At 48.3% G+C, this 21,294-nt stretch carries 17 protein-coding genes; 10 read left to right on the top strand and 7 right to left on the bottom strand.

The annotated features are described in order from the left end of the window. Positions 1-247: 247 nt before the first annotated feature. From KH703_RS02655 to KH703_RS02625, 7 genes are all read right to left on the bottom strand, one after another. Positions 248-2,200, bottom strand: a complete 1,953-nt coding sequence (locus KH703_RS02655) for an N-acetylmuramoyl-L-alanine amidase (protein WP_304293889.1) — start codon at positions 2,198-2,200, stop codon at positions 248-250. After that, on the bottom strand, positions 2,184-3,272 hold the full coding sequence (locus tag KH703_RS02650) for a nitronate monooxygenase (RefSeq protein ID WP_304293888.1): 1,089 nt from the start codon (positions 3,270-3,272) through the stop codon (positions 2,184-2,186). The genes KH703_RS02655 and KH703_RS02650 overlap by 17 nt, the downstream gene beginning before the upstream one ends. Beyond that, a complete protein-coding gene (gene tyrS, locus KH703_RS02645) occupies positions 3,272-4,477 on the bottom strand; it encodes a tyrosine--tRNA ligase (RefSeq protein ID WP_304293886.1) in 1,206 nt (401 codons plus the stop codon). The genes KH703_RS02650 and tyrS overlap by 1 nt, the downstream gene beginning before the upstream one ends. Positions 4,478-4,491: 14 nt before the next feature. Continuing rightward, positions 4,492-6,684 carry a bifunctional (p)ppGpp synthetase/guanosine-3',5'-bis(diphosphate) 3'-pyrophosphohydrolase gene (locus tag KH703_RS02640; protein ID WP_304293883.1) on the bottom strand — a complete coding sequence of 731 codons (2,193 nt, stop codon included), beginning with the start codon at positions 6,682-6,684 and terminating at the stop codon, positions 4,492-4,494. Further along, positions 6,662-6,880, bottom strand: a complete 219-nt coding sequence (locus KH703_RS02635; RefSeq protein WP_005872285.1) for a DNA-directed RNA polymerase subunit omega — start codon at positions 6,878-6,880, stop codon at positions 6,662-6,664. Before KH703_RS02635 ends, KH703_RS02640 begins: the two co-directional genes overlap by 23 nt. 23 nt (positions 6,881-6,903) lie before the next feature. After that, positions 6,904-7,623, bottom strand: coding sequence for a UMP kinase (pyrH, locus tag KH703_RS02630; protein ID WP_005872284.1), 720 nt, complete (start codon positions 7,621-7,623; stop codon positions 6,904-6,906). A gap of 64 nt (positions 7,624-7,687) precedes the next feature. Next, positions 7,688-9,031 (bottom strand): apolipoprotein N-acyltransferase, encoded by a 1,344-nt coding sequence (locus KH703_RS02625; RefSeq protein ID WP_304293881.1) that lies wholly within the window; start codon positions 9,029-9,031, stop codon positions 7,688-7,690. On the opposite strand from KH703_RS02625, the gene yajC reads away from it, so the two are divergent. The 10 genes from yajC to KH703_RS02575 form a co-directional block, all read left to right on the top strand. Further along, positions 9,007-9,279 (top strand): preprotein translocase subunit YajC, encoded by a 273-nt coding sequence (gene yajC / locus KH703_RS02620; RefSeq protein ID WP_005872282.1) that lies wholly within the window; start codon positions 9,007-9,009, stop codon positions 9,277-9,279. The genes KH703_RS02625 and yajC overlap by 25 nt on opposite strands. Beyond that, positions 9,269-10,870: a protein translocase subunit SecD gene (gene secD, locus KH703_RS02615; protein WP_304293879.1), complete on the top strand. Its 1,602-nt coding sequence runs from the start codon at positions 9,269-9,271 to the stop codon at positions 10,868-10,870. Before yajC ends, secD begins: the two co-directional genes overlap by 11 nt. Then, the gene (gene secF, locus KH703_RS02610) at positions 10,857-11,825 is read left to right on the top strand and encodes a protein translocase subunit SecF (protein ID WP_298979976.1); all 969 of its coding nucleotides are present in this window, start codon (positions 10,857-10,859) and stop codon (positions 11,823-11,825) included. The genes secD and secF overlap by 14 nt, the downstream gene beginning before the upstream one ends. A gap of 9 nt (positions 11,826-11,834) precedes the next feature. Then, positions 11,835-12,176: a DUF6394 family protein gene (locus KH703_RS02605; RefSeq protein ID WP_005872279.1), complete on the top strand. Its 342-nt coding sequence runs from the start codon at positions 11,835-11,837 to the stop codon at positions 12,174-12,176. A 9-nt stretch (positions 12,177-12,185) separates the two neighbouring features. Then, on the top strand, positions 12,186-14,633 hold the full coding sequence (gene leuS / locus KH703_RS02600) for a leucine--tRNA ligase (protein ID WP_304293876.1): 2,448 nt from the start codon (positions 12,186-12,188) through the stop codon (positions 14,631-14,633). A gap of 6 nt (positions 14,634-14,639) precedes the next feature. Next, a complete protein-coding gene (lptE, locus tag KH703_RS02595) occupies positions 14,640-15,179 on the top strand; it encodes an LPS assembly lipoprotein LptE (protein ID WP_304293875.1) in 540 nt (179 codons plus the stop codon). Then, positions 15,160-16,803 carry a bifunctional folylpolyglutamate synthase/dihydrofolate synthase gene (locus KH703_RS02590; RefSeq protein WP_304293873.1) on the top strand — a complete coding sequence of 548 codons (1,644 nt, stop codon included), beginning with the start codon at positions 15,160-15,162 and terminating at the stop codon, positions 16,801-16,803. The genes lptE and KH703_RS02590 overlap by 20 nt, the downstream gene beginning before the upstream one ends. Further along, positions 16,796-17,689, top strand: coding sequence for a M23 family metallopeptidase (locus KH703_RS02585; RefSeq protein ID WP_005872272.1), 894 nt, complete (start codon positions 16,796-16,798; stop codon positions 17,687-17,689). Before KH703_RS02590 ends, KH703_RS02585 begins: the two co-directional genes overlap by 8 nt. Then, positions 17,689-20,649 carry a DEAD/DEAH box helicase gene (locus tag KH703_RS02580; protein ID WP_304293870.1) on the top strand — a complete coding sequence of 987 codons (2,961 nt, stop codon included), beginning with the start codon at positions 17,689-17,691 and terminating at the stop codon, positions 20,647-20,649. Before KH703_RS02585 ends, KH703_RS02580 begins: the two co-directional genes overlap by 1 nt. Then, positions 20,633-21,294: DUF815 domain-containing protein (locus KH703_RS02575; RefSeq protein WP_304293869.1), on the top strand; the 662-nt coding region annotated here is incomplete at its 3' end. The genes KH703_RS02580 and KH703_RS02575, both read left to right, overlap by 17 nt.

Below are 21,294 nucleotides of genomic sequence, written 5' to 3'. Positions count from 1 at the left end.
ACAAGACGCCCCGCAAAATTTACCTGCCCGTAGTAAATATTTGACATGCGAGCGAAATTTGCATGCAAGCGCCCGCGCGTTTTGCTTTAAATTTAGCGCGGCGGGTTTTAAATTTTAAATTTACCGCCTTCGCGCTGTGTTTATCCGCAAGATCTATGCCGCTCGCCAAACTTATATCTGCGGAGCAAATCTCGCGCCTAAATAAAATTTCATCTAGCTCGCAAAATGCGTAGCGCGTAAAATTTCATCACTTGTTTTTCTGAAAGTACGCGTCCACGCCGTTTGCGATACCCTGAGCGATGCGGTCTTGATAGGCGCTTTTGCCTAAATTTTTACCTTCCTGCGGGTGCGTGATGTAGCCCATCTCCACGAGCACCGCGGGCATCGTAGCGCCTACGAGCACCCAAAATGGCGCCTCGCGTACGCCGCCGTCTCTGCTTGAAAAGCTCTTTTTGACCGAGCTTAGCATATAGCTTTGAATGTCGATGGCAAGCTTGTTTGAGGATATTATCTTCTCGCGATTTAAGAAATTTAAAAAGGTCTGCTTTGAGAAGGTGTTCATATCCTCCAGATCGCCCTTGTTTTCGAGTGCGGCGGCGTTTTTACTGCGCTCGCTTCTAGCCGGGCTTAAGAAAAAGGTCTCCACGCCGCTCATTTTAAGTGCTGAGCTAGCGTTAGGAGCGGCATTTGCGTGGATCGAAATAAACATATCGGCGTTTTTTTTAGCGGCGAAAGCGGTGCGCGATCGTAGATTTATAAAAACGTCGGTGCTGCGCGTATAAAGTACCTTGTATCCGCGCTTGGTAAGCAGCGCGCCGAGCTTTTTGGATGTGGCCAGCACGACATTTTTTTCTTTTAGCCCGTTTCCTACCGCGCCCGAATCGCTGCCGCCGTGACCCGGATCGATTACGATGAGTTTGCCCTTAGTGGATTTGTAAATTTTACCGGCGGCCACGGAGACCGATTTGGCGCCTTGAGATTCATCTATCGTGCTGATTTGCGGCTCGCTATCTTGCTCGCGTTCGCGCTTGCGCCCCGATTTTTGATCCTTGTTTTTTTCTGCGCGCGCAGATTTTGTGGCTTTTAAGCCTTCAGCCGTACTTAAAATCATCATATTGCCGTTAATTTCAACGTTTGCGTTGAATTCTTTCGGGTCGCTAAGTACGATACGCACGGTCTTGTCGTTGTATTGCGAGACGCGTACATCGCTAACGAAGCTATTTTTAAGCCGCGTTTTTTGTGACTTTTGCCGCGCGCTAAAATCAATCACGAAGCGAAAATTATCGCTACTTGCGATCGTAAAATCTTTATAATCGCCGCGCTTTAGATCGCGGTTAAACTCAAGCACGATCTCATCCCCATCACCGCGCAGCGATGCTAGAGCGAGTTTGGCATCGGAGGAGGATTTTTTTACACTGCTTTTGCGAAGTTCAGAATCTAGTCGCTCGGTTGCAGTGCTACTTGCGGAATTCTGCGCTTGTAAGGAGTCGTCGGCTCCCGCGGGATTTTCGCTTGTGTTGCTGCTATGCGCATCGTCTGTTGAATTTTTTGCGTCGTCCGCACCGCGGGGCCTAGTGGAGCGTAAAAACTCCAAATCCTCACTAGATAGCGAGCTTAGATCGGCGTTTTTTGCAGCTTGCGTTTTTTTAGCTGATGAGTTTTTGGATGTGGAGGCTTTAGAATTTTCCGAGGCGGAAGCTTTGGCGCTTTTATTCGCTAAATTTGAGGAGCTTTTGGAATTTTCCGCTTTGGAGCTTTTCTCGCTTTTTGCGGATTTTATTTTGGAGCTGCTCGAAGCTCGGGAGTCTTCATCGCTAGCAGAGCTTGCTTTTTTGGAATTTTTAGAGCTTTTCTTTTCGGCGGAGCTTGAAGCTTGTTTGTTCTCGTCGCTAGAGCTTTTGGATTTTGTTTTATCCGCGCCCTTTGTGTTTATGCGCGCGAGCTCCTTTTCATAGGCGGAGGAATCGAGCCCTAAATTTTTCGAGCTATAAACCAGCCTCTTTAGCGCTTTGATGCGAACTTCTTTATCGGACGCGCCTTGGTAGAGCGATTTTAGCTCCTTGTGTAGCGAGCGCTTGTAATTTGGTGTTGCTACGATGAAATCCTTGTCGAATTTCGCAAAAAACGCCTCGCTGGAAGCTCCAAACGCCAATACGCAGCTAAAAGCCGCGATTAGAAAAATTTTAACTATCTTCGCCATTTACAAGTTTTTCTATCAATTCCTTTACGGATATTATCTCGTTTAATCGCCATCCGTTCGCGCCAGTAAAAAACAGACCGCTTTGCGTTTTGCCCAAATATGCATCGCTTAGACGGTCGGCGATGCAGTATCCTACGGCGTTAGCGCCTTTGCCGCGCTCGCAGGGGCTTACGCAGTTGCTGATACAGCGGATTTTAGGCGCGCTGCCTGCGGCGATCATATCTTGCAGATTTGTATGAATTCCGCGCGCGGGATAGCCTACGGGCGATTTTAGGAGTTGGATGTCCTCTTTTTTGGCGTTAAGAAGCACTTGCTTAAATTCCTCCGCGGCGTCGCATTCAAAGGTGCCGATGAAGCGCGTACCCATCTGCACGCCATCCGCGCCCAAAGATTTCACGCGATCGATGTCGCTCTTATCCCAGATTCCGCCTGCGACAAAGAGCGGGAAGCTGCCCCATTGCGCAATTTCCGCTTTTACTTGCGGAATCAGATTATCCAGCGCAAACGCGGGATCGCCGCACTGCTCGTAGGTAAAGCCCTGATGTCCGCCGCTAAGAGGACCCTCCAGCACTACGGCGTCGGGAATTCTATCGTAGCGCTGCTTCCAGCGTTTGGCGATGATCTTAAGAGCCTTAGCTGAGGAGACGATAGGCACGAGCGCGACGTCCGGGAAATCTGCCGTAAATTCCGGCAGATTGGTAGGAAGCCCCGCACCGCTTATGATGATGTCGATACCTGCCTTGCACGAATCTCTTACAATGCGCTCGTAGTCGTTCGCCGCACACATTACATTCATCCCCAAAGGTGCATTGCCACAAATTTTACGGGCGTTTTGCACGATGGCAAAAAGCGCCTCTTTGCTATAAAAATTCTCGCTTTGATAGGGTCTGCCATCGAGCGATTTTTTGGCAAATTTAAGATTTTCGTAGTAGCCGGTGCCGACCGAGCTAATGACGCCTAGACAGCCGTTTAGGCTGACATTACCGGCTAGCTTATCCCAGCTGATACCAAGTCCCATGCCGCCTTGAATTATCGGGTGCGCAATCTCGTGTTTGCCTATTTTTATACTCATTAATCCACCTTTAATTTAGCGAATTTTTTCTTTCCTACTTGGAGTGTATATTCGCCCGAGCTAAGCTGAAGCTGCTCATCTAAAATTTTATTTTGATCGATACTGACGGCGTTTGATTTTATCAACCTGCGCGCATCCGAGCTGGATACGGCGAGCTTGCAGCTGATGAGCGCCTTTACGATCCATGCAGGCGAGCTTACGTGATATTGCTTGATCTCGCTAGGAAGCTCGCCGGCGCCGTGGACGCGGTCAAATTCCTGCTTGGCCTCAAAGGCGGTGTTTTCGTCATAAAATTGCGTGACGATCTCAGAGGCAAGCTCCTCCTTAACCGCCTTAGGATGGATCGAGCCATCCGCTACGAAGCCTTTTATTAGCTCAATATCTTCGCTGCTCTTTTGGCTTAGCAGATTATACCAATCCCACATTAACGCATCGCTGATACTCATCACCTTGCCGTACATATCATGAGGCGTATCGGTTACGCCGATATAGTTACCAAGGCTTTTGCTCATTTTGTTTGTGCCGTCGGTACCTACTAAAAGCGGCATCATCACGACGCTTTGCTCTTTACCGACATCATAAATTCTTTGTAGCTGGCGACCCATTAAAAGATTAAATTTCTGATCGGTGCCGCCGAATTCTATATCGCATTTCATGCAAACGCTATCGTATCCTTGCAGTAGCGGATACATAAACTCGCTGATGCTGATCGGCTGCTCTGCCTTGTAGCGCTTCTCGAAGTCGTCGCGCTCGAGCATCCTGGCAACATTAAAAGTGCTTGATAGCTCGATCATACCGCTAGCACCCAGGCGGTTGGTCCATTCGGAGTTAAACATCACCTTGGTTTTGGCGGGATTTAGAATTTTAAAGACCTGCTGCTCGTAGGTTTTGGCGTTTTGAAGCACGACTTCGCGCGCTAGTTTTTTGCGAGTCTCGCTCTTGCCCGTAGGATCGCCGATTTGAGCGGTAAAATCGCCGATTAGAAACTGCACGATCGCGCCATGGTTTTGCAAAAACGCAAGTTTATTTAGCACGACGGCGTGCCCTAGGTGCAGATCCGCAGCAGTGGGATCCATGCCGATTTTGACGTAAAAGACCTCGCCGCTGTCGTAATAGCGCCTAATCAGTGCCTCGATCTGCTCTTCGCCGATGATCTCGGCGACGCCGCGCTTAAAATTTTCCATAATGCCTTGAATGTCAGCCATTTGCTCTCCCTTATTTAGTTTTTATATACGTCCGTAAGCGATACGAAATCCACGATTTTAAAGCGGTTTTTGAGTTTATCTTTAATCTCCGTGGAGTCTAAATTTTCGTTTAGCTCGATGATGATCTCAAAATAATCCGACGTCGTTTCGCTATTTTCGTTGAGGCTTATCGACACTAGATCGACCTCGAGCTTGACTAAATAGTTCAAAAACGTCGCCAGCGAGCCGCGCTTGTTTTCTAAATTTAATATGATCTTGTAGCGGTGCGGCGCATTACGCGTCCATTTCACGAAGATCATCTCATCGGTTTTGATTAGCTCGCTTGCACGTTCGCACAGCTTATGATGCACCGTCACGCCGTGCCCGTTGCGAAAGCCGATGATGTCGTCGCCGCGCTTTGGGTTGCAGCAGTAATCAAACTCGACCTCGTCGATTTTAAAATTTGAATACACCACGATGTTGTCAAATTTTTGCTTCTCGATCTCATACTTGCTGCGAAATTTCATATTGAAGAATTTCTCTTTGAGCGGGTATTTTTTCAGCGCGTTTACGACGTCTTTTAAAAATACCGAGTCGTAGGCAGCTTTGCCGATCTTTTTGCTTAAATTTTCTTTTTCAAGCCAGCTTAGAATGCTCTCCTTGCTCGTCGTAAAGATCGCGCATAAAATTTTAATCGCTACTTCAAAATTTATATCTCTGATCTTTTGCTTGCAAAACGCTTTTATCGTCGCGCGCGCCTTGCCGGTTTTGACCGAGCTTAGCCAGCTGCAGCGGTAGTGTGGCTCGCTTCCGGTGATGATATGAACGATATCTCCGTTTTTAAGCTCCGTAAGAAGCGGCACCTTGACGCGGTTTATAAAGGCCTCGGTTGCTTTTAAGCCCACTTGAGAGTGTATCTCGTAGGCGTAATCAAGCGCCGTAGCGCCGCGCGGCAATGTAAAAATTCCGCCCTTTGGCGAATACACGGCGATATCTTCTACGTAGAGGCTGTCTTTAGCGTATTCGTAAAGATCCTCGGCGTTGGCGTCGTCCTCTTCCTGCATGCCGATGTCGTTTAGCCAATCAAGCTTCGGATTGATTGAGCCGCTATATTTATATTTCCAGTGAGCGGCGACGCCGAATTCTGCGGTGTTATGCATATCAAAGGTGCGGATCTGTACCTCTACGATCATACTTTCGTTAAAGACGGTCGTGTGGATCGTCTGGTAGCCGTTTTGCTTCGGAAGCGCAATATAATCCTTAAAGCGTGAGATCAGAGGATTAAATTTAGTATGGATTATACCCAAAGCCAAGTAGCAATCCATCGGCTTTTGCACGATGATGCGGATAGCCAAAAGATCAAGCACCTCCTCGATCGAAATTCCTTTGCGCTGCATCTTTAAAAAGATCGAATAGTAGTGCTTCATTCGCTTTTGGATCTCAAAGCTGCCCTCACTAAAGCCGTTTGAGAGCATATACTCCTTGATCTTTTCGCTAAATTTGCTCAAGCTCATCTGAAGCTGCTGCTTGTGCTCCTCGACGTAATCGGCGATCGCCGAGTACTCCTTGGGCATGACGTATTTGAAGCTAAGATCCTCAAGCACGTTTTTGATCGATGAAATTCCAAGCCTGTGCGCGATCGGCGCGTAAACCAAAAGCGTCTCCTCGCCGATGCGTTTTTGCTTATCGGGGCGAAGTGCGTCTAGGGTTAGCATATTGTGTAGCCTGTCGCAGAGCTTTACGACTAGGACGCGCTGATCGTTAATGGAGATCATCAGCATCCTGCGGAAGGTAAGTGCGGTGGTGCGAAGCTTGGCGTTGCTATCGCCAGATGGAGCCAGTTTATCCTCCCTGATGTTTACGATTTTAGTAAGCCCTTCTACGATTTTGGCTACTTCGTCGCCGAATCTTTGTCTAACCTGCTTGATGCTGTAATCTGTATCCTCTACTACGTCGTGTAGTAGCGCAGATATCACCATCGCGTCGTCTCCGCCCATAAAAGATACGAAGCAAGCTACCAAAATCGGATGGATTGCATACGGCTCGCCGCTTTTGCGAAACTGCCCGTTGTGCTGAGCGATGCATAAATTTATAGCATCCACCAGCAGTGGAGTGGGCTCTTTTAGATTATAAAGCAGCTGCTTGGCGCTTTGAATGTCTTTGGTATCGACGACATCGTCGATAAGACTTTCTAAGAAGTTATCATTAATCCTTGTCAACGATTCCATCTAATGCGATCTTACCTTCGGCTAGTTCCAAGATTGCTATATCGGCAAATTTCATCCTGCGAGTATCTACGTTATCTATTAACGGCGGTTCGCCCGCAGCTAGCTGCTCGGCGCGTTTGCTTATCATCAAAGATAGCTTATATCTATCTCCGCCCGTTACTTTTAAAGCCTTGGCTACAATTTGTTCGGTTCTCATCAATTCTCCTTAAATTTAAAATTTCAGTTTTTTACGATCGAGCAGGAGCTTAGATCTCCGCCATCGACGATTTTGTATAAATTTCCGCTCTTAAACATATTGCACACGATGATCGGGAGCGCATTGTCTTTAGCAAGCGCGATAGCCGTATCGTCCATCACCCTGATGTTGTCGTGCAGGGCTTGATCGTAAGTGACTTTGGAAAGCAATTTAGCGTCTTTAAATTTTTGCGGATCCTTGTCGTAGATCCCCATCACTTTGGTTGCTTTTATGATAGCATCGGCTCCGATTTCGATCGCGCGGAGAGTGCCCGCAGTATCGGTAGTAAAGAATGGATTTCCCGTGCCCGCGGCAAATATCACGACGCGACCTTTTTCGAGGTGCCTTTTAGCGCGGCCGATAATGAAGGTCTCGCAGATCGCTTCCATCTTTATCGCGCTTTGCACGCGCACGTCCATACCTGCGTATTCTAGCGCTTCTCTCATCGCGATTGCGTTGATGACGGTCGCTAGCATGCCCATATGATCGCCGCTGGTGCGTTTGATGATACCGCTAGCTGCGGCGCTTACGCCTCTTATGATGTTGCCGCCGCCGATTACGATGCCTACTTCGATGCCGCCCTCTACGAGCTGCTTGATCTCTTTAGCGATAAATTTTAAAATTTCGCTATCGATCCCAAAACCGTTCTCTCCCGCTAGCGCTTCACCCGAAAATTTTACGAGTATGCGATTGTATTTAGCCATAAATTTAGCTCCTAATAAAATTTTAAAATATTACCCAAAAGTCGTTTAAAAATAACTTTTTAGGCTATTTTAGATGATCTTTAAGGCGGTTTATCCAGATCTTTTTCGGAGCGATTATCTCGCTAGCGCTGCCGTTTACGGCGTGATAGATCAACGTGCCGTGCAAACTCGCGTAGTAGCGGATTATGAGGCGCTGCAAATAGGGCTCGTAGCTCGGCACGAACCAGCCGTTATTGCTGATCGCTACGACGTATTTGGGCGAGCCTTCGTAAAGCTCTGCGCGCGTAGCCTCGTAGCAAACGGCGCTTCTTACGCTTCGCCCGCCAAGCTCGTAGTCGCTAAAACCGCTAGCTGTGGAAAAATCGGTCGCGCCGCCCAGTAGCACGCGGTTGATGAAATTTCGCGCAAATTCCGGTAGCGGAACCATTTCGCCAAACGGCACCAAAATGTGCTTATCGAAGCGCTTCATTTCCCCGTTTGCAAAAAGATAGGCGCTGTTGTAAAATTTCCCGTCCTCATACGCTTCCGCGCCCGCTACGATAGTAATTGCGCGCGATTTTTCCTTTAGAGCTTCAACTAGCACGTTTTCTAAATTTAGCGGCATCGCAAAGGCGCTCTCGGGCAAGATTATCGCGTCCAGTCCCTCTGCGATCGCATCGTCTATTCGAGCTAAATTTGCCAACGCGGCGGATAAAATTTTATCTTTCGCCCAGATGTCGTGCTGCGAAATGTCGGTGTTTGCGAGTGAAATTTTAATCGGTAGCGGCGTGGGCTCTTTTTGGCTGAATTGCAATGCGCAGATCAAAAACGCCGTGAAAATTAGGGCGTTGAGCCTAGCCGCAACGCCACGCTTGCGTAGATATAAAATCGCGCAAAGCCCAGCTAAAATCAGAGCCAGCGCGCTAAGATCGGCTCTGAAAATTCCATGACTTAGCAGCAGTTCAAAATTTAGCCAATCAAAGCCGAAAGGATGGATAAATTTTAGAATTAAAAGGCACACGGCGCGCAAAACCGGCGCGTCAAAGATCGCAAAGATGCGAAAAATAAAGGCGTAAACGAGGCAAATTCCAAGAATTTCAATCGGGATCAAAAACGCAAGATCGAAATAGATCAGACTGAAGCTGATCCAGTGCATCCACAGCGCGCCGATAAAAAATCCGCACCAAAACCACTCCGCCTTGCTTGCTTTTAGCAGATAAAAAAGTGCTGCTATCGCAATTAGAGGCGAGAAAAATTCTGCCACCAAAGCGCCTAAGCCGTCAAATTTAGAGCTTAAAATTTCTACGAAAATAAAATTTGAAAGCGCAAGGGCAAGAACAAAGCCTTTATTTATGTAACTTAATGTAAAATAGCTACTTTTTAAATTTCTAATGAAGGAAACACATGGAACAAGGAAACTTCTTTGCATCAATCCTGCCTATCGTCGTAATCTTTGCGATTATGTATTTTTTGATTATCAGACCGCAGCAAAAGCAGGCCAAGGATCATAAAGCGATGGTCGATGCGCTCGGCAAAGGCGATAAGATCATAACTAGCGGTGGCATAAAATGCACGGTCGTGAAAACAAACAATGATTTTATCACAGTTAAGCTTAACGATGAGGTCATGGTTGAGCTGGATAAACAATTTGTGGCAAGAAAATTAGATGAGCAGTAAAATTTCATACCGCCTGCTGATCTTTTTAGCTGCGGTTATTTTTTCGGCGATTTTTGCCGCGCCTTCGATCTTTCAGACCGAAAAGGGAAGCAAGATAAACTTGGGTCTGGATCTGCAAGGCGGGCTTCACATGCTGCTTGAGGTTCAAAGCGACGAGGCTGTCGTTTCAAAGATCAAATCGATCGCCGCGAGCGTCAATTACGCCGCCAAGCGCGATGATCTGCTGATGGATGGGCTAAAATTGGAAGGCGATTCGTTTGAGTTTGAAATTTTAGACGCAGACGAGGCTTCTAAATTTGATGCGATTTTGCATAGCGCCGCAAGCGGATTAGACATTCAAAAATCTGGCGAAAAATACCGCGTCACGCTAACGCCTGAGGAGGTCGAAGCGACTAAAAAGTACGCGATCGAACAGGCCGTAGAAACTATCCGCAACCGCTTGGATCAATTCGGACTTGCGGAGCCAACGGTAGCAAAGCAGGGCGAGAGTTATATTTTGGTTGAGCTTCCGGGCGTTAAAAGTGCAGCGGATGAGCAGCGCGCCAAGGATCTGATCGCCAAAGCGGCTCACTTGCAGCTTATGGCGGTGGACGATGTGCGCCAAGACCGCGCACAGACTATCAGCGCAGCGGATGCCAGAGCTTACGGCGACGTGATCTACCCAGATGTTAAAAATCCGAATTACAAGTATCTCATAAACGAAATTCCGGTGCTTGATGGCGCGATGCTAGTTGATGCGAAGGTTGCTTTCGATCAACACACCAACCAGCCGATCATAAATTTTACGCTGAACTCTCAAGGCGCTCAAATTTTCGGCGATTTTACCGGTAAAAACGTCGGCAAACGCCTAGCTATCGTGCTTGACGGTAAGGTTTATTCCGCGCCGCGCATTAACGAGCGTATCGGCGGCGGCAGCGGTCAGATCAGCGGCGGATTCACCGTCGAGGAGGCGCATGACGTAGCGATCGCGCTTAGAAGCGGCGCGCTTTTGGCCCCGGTCAAAGTCTCAGAAACGCGCAGCATCGGTCCTAGCCTCGGACAAGATAGCATCGATAAAAGTATGGCGGCGCTTAGTTTGGCGGCGGTTGCGATTTTGATCTTTATGATTTTATACTATGGCGTAGCGGGGCTTTTTGCTGACATCGCGCTTGTAGTAAATATTTTATTTTTGATCGCTTGTATGGCGCTTTTTGGTGCAACATTAACGCTTCCTGGAATGGCGGGAATTGTGCTAACTATCGGAATGGCGGTAGATGCGAACGTTATCATTAATGAGCGCGTTAGAGAGGTGCTAAGGACGGGAGTTTCAATCCGCCAAAGTATAAATAAAGGCTATGAAAATGCGATGAGCGCGATCGTGGATTCAAATATCACTACGCTAATTACTTCTGCTGCGCTTTATGCTTACGGTACCGGCCCGGTAAAGGGCTTTGCCGTCACGATGAGTATCGGTATCGTAGCGTCGATGATAACGGCGATTTTGGGCACGCACGGAATGTTTGAGCTAGTAATGGATAAGATGGAAAAGAGCAAAAATACCGCGCTTTGGCTCGGTTATAAAGTAAGAGGAGGCGCAAATGCAAGTGTTTGATAAGGGCAAAATTTATGATTTTATGAAATTTAGATATTTTACCTTTGCGCTTTCTGCTGTTTTGATAATAGGCTCTATTGCGCTGTTTTTCATTAAGGGCATTAATTACGGCATCGATTTTAGCGGCGGTACGCTCATTCAGGTTAAATACGACGCCAAAGCACCGCTTGATGAGATCAGAAAGCGCTTCGAAGCGGCGAATTTAGGCAATATCAACGTTACGGAATTCGGTAGCGATCAAGAAGTTACGATTAGATATTCAGGCGCTGCGAGCGAACTGGGCGACAATCCCGCTTTAGCGGCGCAAAAAATTTTGCAAGGCAGCGGAAACTTCGACATTCGCAAGGTCGATATCGTAGGACCTAAAGTCGGCGAAGAGCTTCGCACAAACGGAATTTTAGCGGTATGTGTGTCGTTTGCGCTCATTTTGGTTTATATCACCCTGCGGTTTGAGTGGAGATTTGCGATTGCAGCCGTACTATCGGATCTGCACGACGTCGTAGTTGCCGTAGGTGCGATGATTTTAGCTGGCGTGGATTTCAACCTTGAAATTCTAGCCGCACTGCTAACTATAATGGGCTATTCGCTAAACGATACCATCGTTGTTTTCGATAGAATTCGAGAAGGAGTAAAAGATAGTAAATCGATTAAGCTTGACGAGGTTATAAACGAATCAATCTCTCACACGCTATCGCGCACGCTGCTTACTTCGCTTACGACTCTCATCGTCATTGTGATTTTATTCGTCTGGGGCGGCGAGATGATCCACGGCTTTAGCTTCGTGATGCTTGTAGGCGTCATAGCAGGAACCTTCAGCTCCGTGTTTGTAGCTGCTCCGATGCTGATTTTGTTTAAATTTAATGTCGAGAAATACCGCGCGTTTTTAGCCGAAAAACAGCGTCGTATCAAAGAGAAAGAAAAGAATCGCGCCATGTATGAAAAAGGCACGGTGTAAGGATAGAATATGAACTGGGGAAGGGTAATTTACATATTTTTTGCGCTTATGAGTATGACTACGATAGGCGGGTTTTTGTATGAGAAGAATGAAATTTTACTTTTCATAGCAACCAGCGTGAATGCAGTCTCGACGCTTTTGAAAGTAGGCGTGCGAAATATGCTAGCAGCTGAGCTTTTTGCAAGCTCGCTCGTAGCGGATTTGCATCTCATACCGGCGTTCGTTTTGATTGTAGTAGCGCCGGGGGATCTGTCGATCGTGACCTCGCTTGCCATCGGCGCGCTACTTGCAAACTTTTTCTCGCTAATTTTAATAGCGATTGAGTCGGCAAAAACTAAAGACGAATTCTAGGAGCGCAAAATGCCTTACGATAGTAAAAGTATTGAGCTTAAATGGCAGAAAATTTGGAACGAAGAGGGAGTTTTCGAGCCTAAGGACGATTATAGCCTGCCTAAAAAATATATCCTTTCGATGTTTCCTTATCCAAGCGGTCGCATCCACATGGGGCACGTGCGAAACTACAGCATCGGCGACGCTTTGAGTCGATATTATAGACTACGCGGATACAACGTGCTTCAGCCGATCGGCTTTGATAGCTTCGGTATGCCTGCGGAAAATGCGGCGATCAAACACGGCATTCACCCTAAAACTTGGACTTACGAAAATATCGATTATATGAAAAATGAGCTGCACCGCCTGGGCTTTAGCTTTTCGGCTCGCCGCATGCTCGCCACCTCCGATCCGCTTTATACGCGCTGGGAGCAGGAATTTTTCATCAAACTTTTTGAAAAAGGGCTTATCTATAGAAAAAGCGCCGTGGTAAATTGGTGCGAACACGATCAGACGGTGCTTGCTAACGAGCAGGTCGAAGAGGGCAGGTGCTGGCGCTGCGGCAACGAGGTCGTGCAAAAACAGATGCCGGGATATTATCTAAAAATCACCGCTTACGCGCAGGAGCTTTTGGATTGCCTAAAACAGCTTGAGGGCAAGTGGCCCGCTCAGGTGCTTACGATGCAGGAAAACTGGATCGGGCGCAGCGAGGGTTTGGAATTTAGCTTTAAATTTGACGAGCAAAGCAGCGCCAAACTTGGCGGCATCGAGGGCTTTAAGGTTTTTACGACGCGCCCCGATACGATTTACGGCATGAGCTACGCGGCGGTCGCGCCGGAGCACGAGGTCGTAAAGAGACTTTTGGATAATAATTTACTAGGCGCCGAAGCTGCGGCGAAGGTGAGAGAAATTTTAAATCAAAGCCCGCGCGAGCGCCAAGCAAGCGATAAAGACGGCGTGAGCCTCGGAATCAGCGTGCTTCATCCGCTAAGCGGCAAAAAAATCCCCGTTTGGACTGCAAATTTCGTCCTAGCAGAATACGGCGGCGGCGCGGTTATGGCGGTGCCTGCGCACGATGAGAGAGACTTTGAGTTTGCGAAGAAATTTAACCTGCCGATCATTCAAAGCATCGCTCCAAAAAGTGGCGATTACGACGCCGACAAAGCCTACGCAGAGAGCGGAGTTTTGGTAAATTCCGAAGAGTTTAGCGGCATGGATAGCGAGAAGGCAAAAAGCGCCGTCATTTCAAAATTTGAGGAGCTAGGGCTCGGACGCCGCGTGGTAAATTTTAAACTGCGCGATTGGGGAGTGAGCCGCCAGCGCTACTGGGGCGCGCCGATTCCGATGATCCACTGCCCAAAATGCGGGCTCGTAAGCGAAGAAATTTCAAATCTACCCGTAGAGCTTCCGCAGGATATTAAGATCACCGGCAAAGGAAATCCACTCGATACGCATCCTAGCTGGAAGTTTTGCAAATGCCCTAAATGCGGCGGCGACGGGGTGCGCGAAACCGACACGCTCGATACATTTTTTGAAAGCTCGTGGTATTTCGCGCGCTACGCAAGCGACGAGCGGACGTGGCAGCAGCGGGCGTTTGACGAGCAAAGCGTGAACTATTGGATGAACGTCGATCAGTATATCGGCGGCATTGAGCACGCGATTTTGCACCTTTTGTATGCGAGATTTTTCCAAAAGGCTCTTCGCGACATAGGCTATCTGCGCGATAGCGAGCCGTTTGAGCGGCTGCTAACCCAGGGTATGGTGCTAAAAGACGGCGCGAAGATGAGCAAAAGCAAGGGCAACACCGTCGATCCGGACGACATTATCGAGACCTACGGCGCTGATACGGCGAGACTTTTTATACTTTTTGCAGCACCGCCGCAAAAGGAGCTTGAGTGGAATGACAGCGCGGTGGAGGGCGCGTATAAATTTTTAAACCGCCTCTACGATCGCGCCGAAAATGCTTATGCTACGGATAAAATTCCGCAGATCGACCACGCAGCTTTAAATAAAGAGGAAAAATACGCCCGCCTTAAAGTTTACGAGGCGCTTAAGAAATCGCAACAGGTTTATGAGAGCAGTTTTGCTTTTAATACCCTAATCGCTGCGTGTATGGAGGCGCTAAACGCGCTAAATGCGCAGAGTAACAAAGACGTATTTACCGAGGGTTACTTTGTGATTTTAAACCTGCTCGAGCCTATTGTGCCGCACATCTGCGCCGAGCTTAGCGAGAAGCTGTTTAAGAGGCGTAATTTCGGCGAGCTGAGAGTTTGCGAAGAGGTATTCGAAAGCGATACTATTAAACTTGCCGTCACGATTAACGGCAAAAAGCGCGCCGAGTTCGAAGCGGGCGCGAGCCTAAGCGAGGGCGAAATTTTAAGCCTTGCAAAGCAAAATTGCGCCAAATGGCTAGAGGGCAAGAGCGTCGTAAAAGAAATTTACGTCAAAAACAAGCTCGTAAATTTTGTGATAAAGTAGGCGAAGATGAGAAAAGCTTTAACCGTTTTTTGTTTGATTTTTTTGATCGGCTGCGGCTACAAGCCCGTTTCAAGGATTGCAAAAGAGACGATGAGCGGAAGCGTATTTGTGGATGTGATGATGAGCAAGACCGATCCGCAAAACACCGTCGCGATCAAAGATGCGATCAGACAGGGTATGCTCCAGCGCCTAGGAATGAGCCTTACGGATAAAAACTCGGCGCAGACGATCGTAGTAGCGAGCATAAAAAGCCTAAGCTTTAGCGAGCTTTCATACGATCAGTTCGGCTACGTCACTAGCTACCGTGCAAATCTTGTCGTAAATTTTAGCACCAAGCTTAAAAACGGCGAGGTTTTCAGCAAGGATTGCGTGGGCGATTACGATTTTAAAGTTAGCCGCCTAGTCAAAAATAGCTACGATACGAGCTCGATCATTAGCGATAAGGACCGCTACAAGGCGATCGAAAATGCCTCCGCGCAGGCGTTTGACGAGTTTATTTCGGCGCTTGCGATTAGGGGATTCAGACTTGAGCGGGCGCAGCATTAAAGAATTTTTGCAAAATCGCCCGATTTATTACAAAAAAATCGACTACGAGCGCTTCCCGCGGGCGTATGCCGCTATTAAAGATAAAATTCCGCTCAAAAACGTCATTCAGATTATCGGCACCAATGGCAAGGGCAGCACCGGGCGATTTTTGGCTAACGCGATCGCCGCAGCAGGCTTTAACGTCGGGCACTACACCAGTCCGCACGTTTTTAAGCTCAACGAGCGCATCTATCTAGGCGGACGCATCGCGCAAAGTCCCGTTTCTGCGTTGAATTCCGACGCTTCAAATTTTAAAAACGAGCAAAATTCTGCTTCGGCATCAAATTTTACGGAAAGACAAAATTCCGAAAAAATGCAAAATTTTGTGAACAGAGAAAATTCCACCTCTCAAATTTCTATTTCTAATTTGCAAAATTCCACCACGCAGAATTTTATCGCTATGCAGAATTCGCACGACGAGCAGAATTCCGCCCTGCAAAACTCCGTTTATACCACGCAAAATTTTTATAGCGAGCAGAATTTTATCGCGCGAAATTCCATAGATACGCGGAATTCTGCTTCTACGCAAAATTTATGGAATTCGCAAGATCTCAAATCGCCGTCTGAGCAAAATTTAAAAATCTCGTCTGAGCAAAATTTTAAATCTCCGCTAAGATCAAATTTTAAATCCGCTCAAAGCTCGCTCCCTATTTCGCTAGGTCGCGATGCTACGGATGAGGAGCTTGATTTCGCGCATGAGTTTTTGCAAGAGAGCTTGCCCGCGGAGTTTAAAGATAGCCTGTCGTATTTCGAGTATCTCACGCTTGCGGCAGCAGTGCTTTTTAGGGATTGCGATTACTGCGTGATCGAGGCTGGGATGGGCGGCGAGTTTGATGCTACATCGAGCTTTGGTCGCATGCTTTCGCTTTTTACACCGATCGGCACCGATCATTTGGGCATGCTAGGACAAAATCTAGAGCAGATCGCCCACACTAAGCTCATTACGATGGATAAGGAAGCGATTTTAAGCGACGAGATGAGCGAGGTTCCGTTTCGTATCGCGCAGCAGATCGCAGAGCAAAAAGGAACTCATTTAAGATTTGCAGCAGAGCTTTTAAGCAAGAGCGAGCGAGCGCAGATCGTGGAGTTTTGCGCGCGCAATAATCTGCCTAAATTTCAAATTTCAAATTTAGCTCTAGCGCTTACCGCGATGAAATTCTTAAATCTGAAATTTGAAATTTCGCAGCTGCCGCCTCTAAATTTACGCGGCAGGATGGAAGTTTTGGCGCATAATTTACGCGTGGATGTCGGACACAACGAGCTTGCGGCACAGCAAGTCGCCCGCGAAATTACCGAAATCTACGGGAGCAAAAAAATCGTGCTGATTTACAACGCCTTTGCCGATAAGGACGTAGCTGCTGTGCTGCGGACTTTGGCGCCCGTAGTGGAGCGCGTGGAGATCTTTAACTACGAGGTTGCGGATCGCGAAATGGCGGCAGAGGCAATAACCCGTGCGCTTGACGCGCTTAAAATTCCGCATTCACCGTTTCGCGGCGAGCTTAGAGCGAATGAGGAGTATTTGGTTTTCGGCTCGTTTCATTTGGTAGAAAATTTTATTTTATGGCTTGAGGCGCGCCGTGGCTAAAACTAAACTCACCCTAAGCGATCACTTTGGTACCAAGACGCTGTATTTTGGCGAAAATTTTAGATTTCAACTTAAAATTTTATCCGCGTTTTTCGTAATTTTTCTGCTCGTTTTGTTTTTTGCGATCTTTAAACTCGCTAGCGACCGCTCAAATTTAAAGGAGCTAAACAAAACCCTCTACGCCGAAAATCTCGCGCTTAAAGAGCAAAATATCGCGCTTGAGGGCAAAAATGAGGAGGTACTTGCCAAGCTGGACGGACGCGAAGACGATGGAGGTGGGCTGGATAGTGATATCCAGGTAATGCTTGCGATGAATGAGATGAAAAAGGAGCGTAAAAAGGGCTCTGGCGCGCACATCGCAGCTAGCGAAAAAACGGCGAGCGCGATTCTTAGCGCTGTGCCTAATGGACTTCCGATGCAGTATCGCGGCGTAACTAGCCCTTTTGGGATGCGCACTCATCCGATCAGCGGCGTTATGAGGATGCACCACGGCATCGACTTGCGAGCAAGCGAGGGCACTCCGGTGTTTGCGACGGCAGAGGGCTTCGTGCAGTTTGCAGGTGGCAGCGGTAGCGGATATGGAATTTTAGTGATTCTATCGCACAATTATGGCTTTGAAACCCGCTACGGCCACCTTAGCTCCGCGGTCGTAACGCCCGGTTCTTGGGTTAAAAAAGGCGATCTCATCGGCTATAGCGGTAACACCGGCTACAGCACCGGCCCGCACCTGCATTACGAAGTTAGGTTTTTGGCTCAAAGCGTCGATCCTGCAAATTTTATGAGCTGGAACGCGCAGAATTTCAAAAATATCTCGACCTTGGAACCTAATGTTTCGTGGCAGGAGATCGCAAATGTCGTGCAGCACCAGATCGAAAGGTTTAAATAATGCAAGCCGAGGTTTACGAATACTTTTTGCAAAACCAAAAAGAGCTTTTGATATGCGAGGACGATAAAGAGGCTGCGGCGTGCGAGCAGGTGCTTAAATTTATGGGCTACGCGGCTTTTTGCCTGCCCGATTTTAGAGCTAGCTTCGGCGAGGATCTGCGCAGCTACATGGGCGAGCTAGCGGGCATCAGCACCGCTCTTAGCGCGTTTTATAAAGCAAGCGGCAAAAAAATTTTAATCTCGCCCGTCCGCACGATCCTAAATAAACTCCCTGCTGCAAGCCATCTGCGCCCGTTAAATATAAAATTTGGAAGCGAATTAAGCCTAAGCGAGCTAAAAGAGGAAATTTTACGCCTTGGATACGACGTTCGCGATATCGTCGAAAGCATGGGCGAGGTGAGCTTCCGTAGCGAGATCATCGATGTTTTTTCGGTAGGAAGCGAAAGCGCGGTTAGAATTCTGCTCGACGGCGAGACGGTCGAGAGTATCAGGCGCTTTGACGTCGCGACGCAAAAAAGCGAAAAAGATGAGCTCGCGCAAGCCGAGATAGCGCCGTTTTTGGCAAATTTAAGCGAGGACGAGTTTGAGAGCGTGAGCGAAAAGATATCGCGCGCGGATAGCGACGCGCTAGCGCGCGATCTGGGCTCGCTCGGCTTTTGGTTCATCGAGGGTTTCGTCGATTACGCGGAGGCGTTTGATTGCGTCTTGCTGCACGAGATCAAAAAGGATGAAATTTTTTCCGAGCGCAATTTGGATTTTTTAGACGCGATCGAGATACTGCCCGCGGCGCGTAAATTTAAAGACCTCGCCATGACGCCGTCGCAGGAATTTTTTGAATTTCACCGCAGCGAGGCTATCACGCTGATCGCGCGAAACGACGCTCTGCTCGCGCCGTTTGATCTTGGCGGATTTAGCAATATCGAAATTTTACGCGAGGATTTCGTCGTAAATTTAATAAGCGCCGAGCGGATCATCCTTTCGCTAAACAAAGCGGCGCCTAAAAAGCGCGTGCGAAGATCGAGCCTAGCTCTGGATGAGCTAAACGTGGGCGATTTTGTCGTTCACGAAGATCACGGTATCGCTAAATTTAACGGGCTTGAGCTCATAGAGGTGATGGGGCGCAGCAAGGAGTTCGTATCTCTGCTCTACGAGGGCGGCGACAAGCTGCTGCTGCCGGTCGAGTATCTAAATAAGATCGATCGCTACGTCGCAAGCGGCGGCACGGTGAGCTTGGATCATCTGGGCAGGGCGAGCTTTTCAAAAATTAAAGAGCGAGTGCGCGAAAAGCTCTTTGCGATCGCTTCAAAGATCATTGCGCTGGCGGCCAAGCGCGAGCTGGTGCGAGGGATCGTCATCAAAAACGAAAGCGCGGATTATGCGAAATTTTTAAGCGCAAGCGGCTTTAGCTACACAAGCGATCAGCAAAAGGCTGTGAGCGCGATTTTAGCGGATCTGCAAAGCGGCAAGGTGATGGACCGCCTACTTAGCGGCGACGTGGGCTTTGGAAAGACCGAGGTTGCGATGAATGCGATCTTTGCCTGCATCCGAAGTGGGCATTCGGTGCTGTTTTTCGTGCCTACGACGCTGCTTAGCTCTCAGCATTACGCCACGCTTAGCGAGCGCTTTAAGGAGTTTGAAATTCCTGTTTTCAAGCTCGATCGCTTCAGTAGCGCGAGGCAAAAGAGCGAAATTTTAAAGCGCTTGCAAAGCGGCGAGGCGATCGTCGTGGTCGGTACGCACTCGCTTTTAAATTTAAACCCCGCAAATTTAGGGCTCATAATCATCGATGAGGAGCATAAATTCGGCGTTAAGCAAAAAGAGCGGCTCAAAGAGAAAAGCGCCGCCTCGCACCTGCTTAGTATGTCCGCCACGCCGATACCGCGCAGTCTAAATATGGCGCTAAGCTCGATTAAAAGCTACTCCACGCTGCTTAGCCCGCCGCAGGACCGCCTGGATGTGCGCACCTTCGTCAAGCAGTGGGACGAAAAGATCGTAAAAGAGGCGATCTCGCGCGAGCTGCGACGTGGCGGTCAGATTTTTTACGTCCACAACCACATCGCGACGATGCAAAGCGCCAAAAAGAAGCTGCTTGAAATTTTGCCAAGTCTTAAAATTTTAATTTTGCACTCCAAGATTGACGCTAAAACTACGGAGGATGAAATTTTAAAATTTGTATCGGGCGGATACGATCTGCTGCTTTGTACCAGCATCGTAGAAAGCGGCATTCATATGCCGCGCGTAAATACGATAATCGTCGAAAACGCGGATAAATTCGGTATTGCCGATCTGCACCAGCTGCGCGGTCGCGTCGGGCGCAGTAACAAACAGGGCTTTTGCTACTTTTTGATCGAGGATAAAACCGCTCTTGCGCAGGACGCGCTAAAACGGCTCGTAGCGCTTGAGAGCAACTCGTTTTTGGGCAGCGGCTCGGTGCTAGCGTATCACGATCTTGAAATTCGCGGCGGCGGAAACCTGCTCGGAGAGGCACAGAGCGGGCATATCGAAGCGATCGGCTACTCGCTTTATCTAAAGATGCTCGAAGAAGAGATCGGCAAGCTACTAAGCAGAAAGAGCGCCGCTGCGAGCGTGGAGCTTAAAATTTCGGTAAACGCCTTTTTAAACTCGGAATTTATCAGAGAGGATCGCCTGCGTCTGGATCTTTACAGGCGGCTTAGCAAGTGCGCCGAGGCGAGCGAAGTGCTTGAAATTTTCGGCGAGATCGAGGATCGCTTCGGGCGCGCGGATATCTACACCAAGCAATTCATCGACGTGATGATAATTAAGGTTTTGGCTACGAAGCTTGGCTTGCGCGTGATTTCGAGCATGGACGAAAATATCTTGATCACCCTTGCAAACGGCGATAAGGTGCGATTAAAGGCGCAGACGCGCGACGATGACGACGTGATAAATGAAATTTTAATCTATCTGCGAAGGGAGCTAAAAAATGCGAACTTGCGATGAAAATATCAAAAAAAATGCGAGCAAAAGCAGGAACGAAGGGCTAAATTTAGACGCGGCGAGCGGTTTAAATTTAGCGGGGCAAGCCGTCCTAAAAAGCGCGCAAAGCGGCGCCGGCGAGCAAATTTATTTCAGCGATTTTAGAGCGATTGATTGGCGTGCTGTGCAGGTCGCCGTCTTTCGCGCGAGCAAAAAGGCGCTAAAGATCGTCCGTGACATCGATTTTACCGATCTTGACGCGCTCGTGGGGCTAGAGAGCCAAAAATCGGCTCTAATAAAAAACACTGACGCCTTTCTGCGCAGTGCGAGTGCCAACCACGCGCTTTTGTGGGGCGAGAGCGGCTGCGGCAAATCAAGCCTTGCAAAAGCGGTTTTTTCTAAATTTATCCCGCAAGACCTTAAGATTATCGAGATCGGCAGGGACGATCTGGGCTATCTCGTGGATATAATCGACGCGATCCGCGAAACGAACTTTAAATTTATCATCTTTTGCGATGATTTGAGCTTTGAGCTCGGCGAGAGCGGCTACAAGCACCTTAAGCCGCTACTTGAAGGCTCACTAGAGCGCGCGCCGCGCAACGTGCTGATGTATGCGACATCCAATCGTCGCCACATCGTAGGCGAATGCGCAAGCGATAACGAGGCCGC

The organism is Campylobacter gracilis, assembly GCF_018374135.1.
Lineage (GTDB): Bacteria > Campylobacterota > Campylobacteria > Campylobacterales > Campylobacteraceae > Campylobacter_B > Campylobacter_B gracilis_A.
This window is presented reverse-complemented; position numbering and strand designations above follow the sequence as displayed.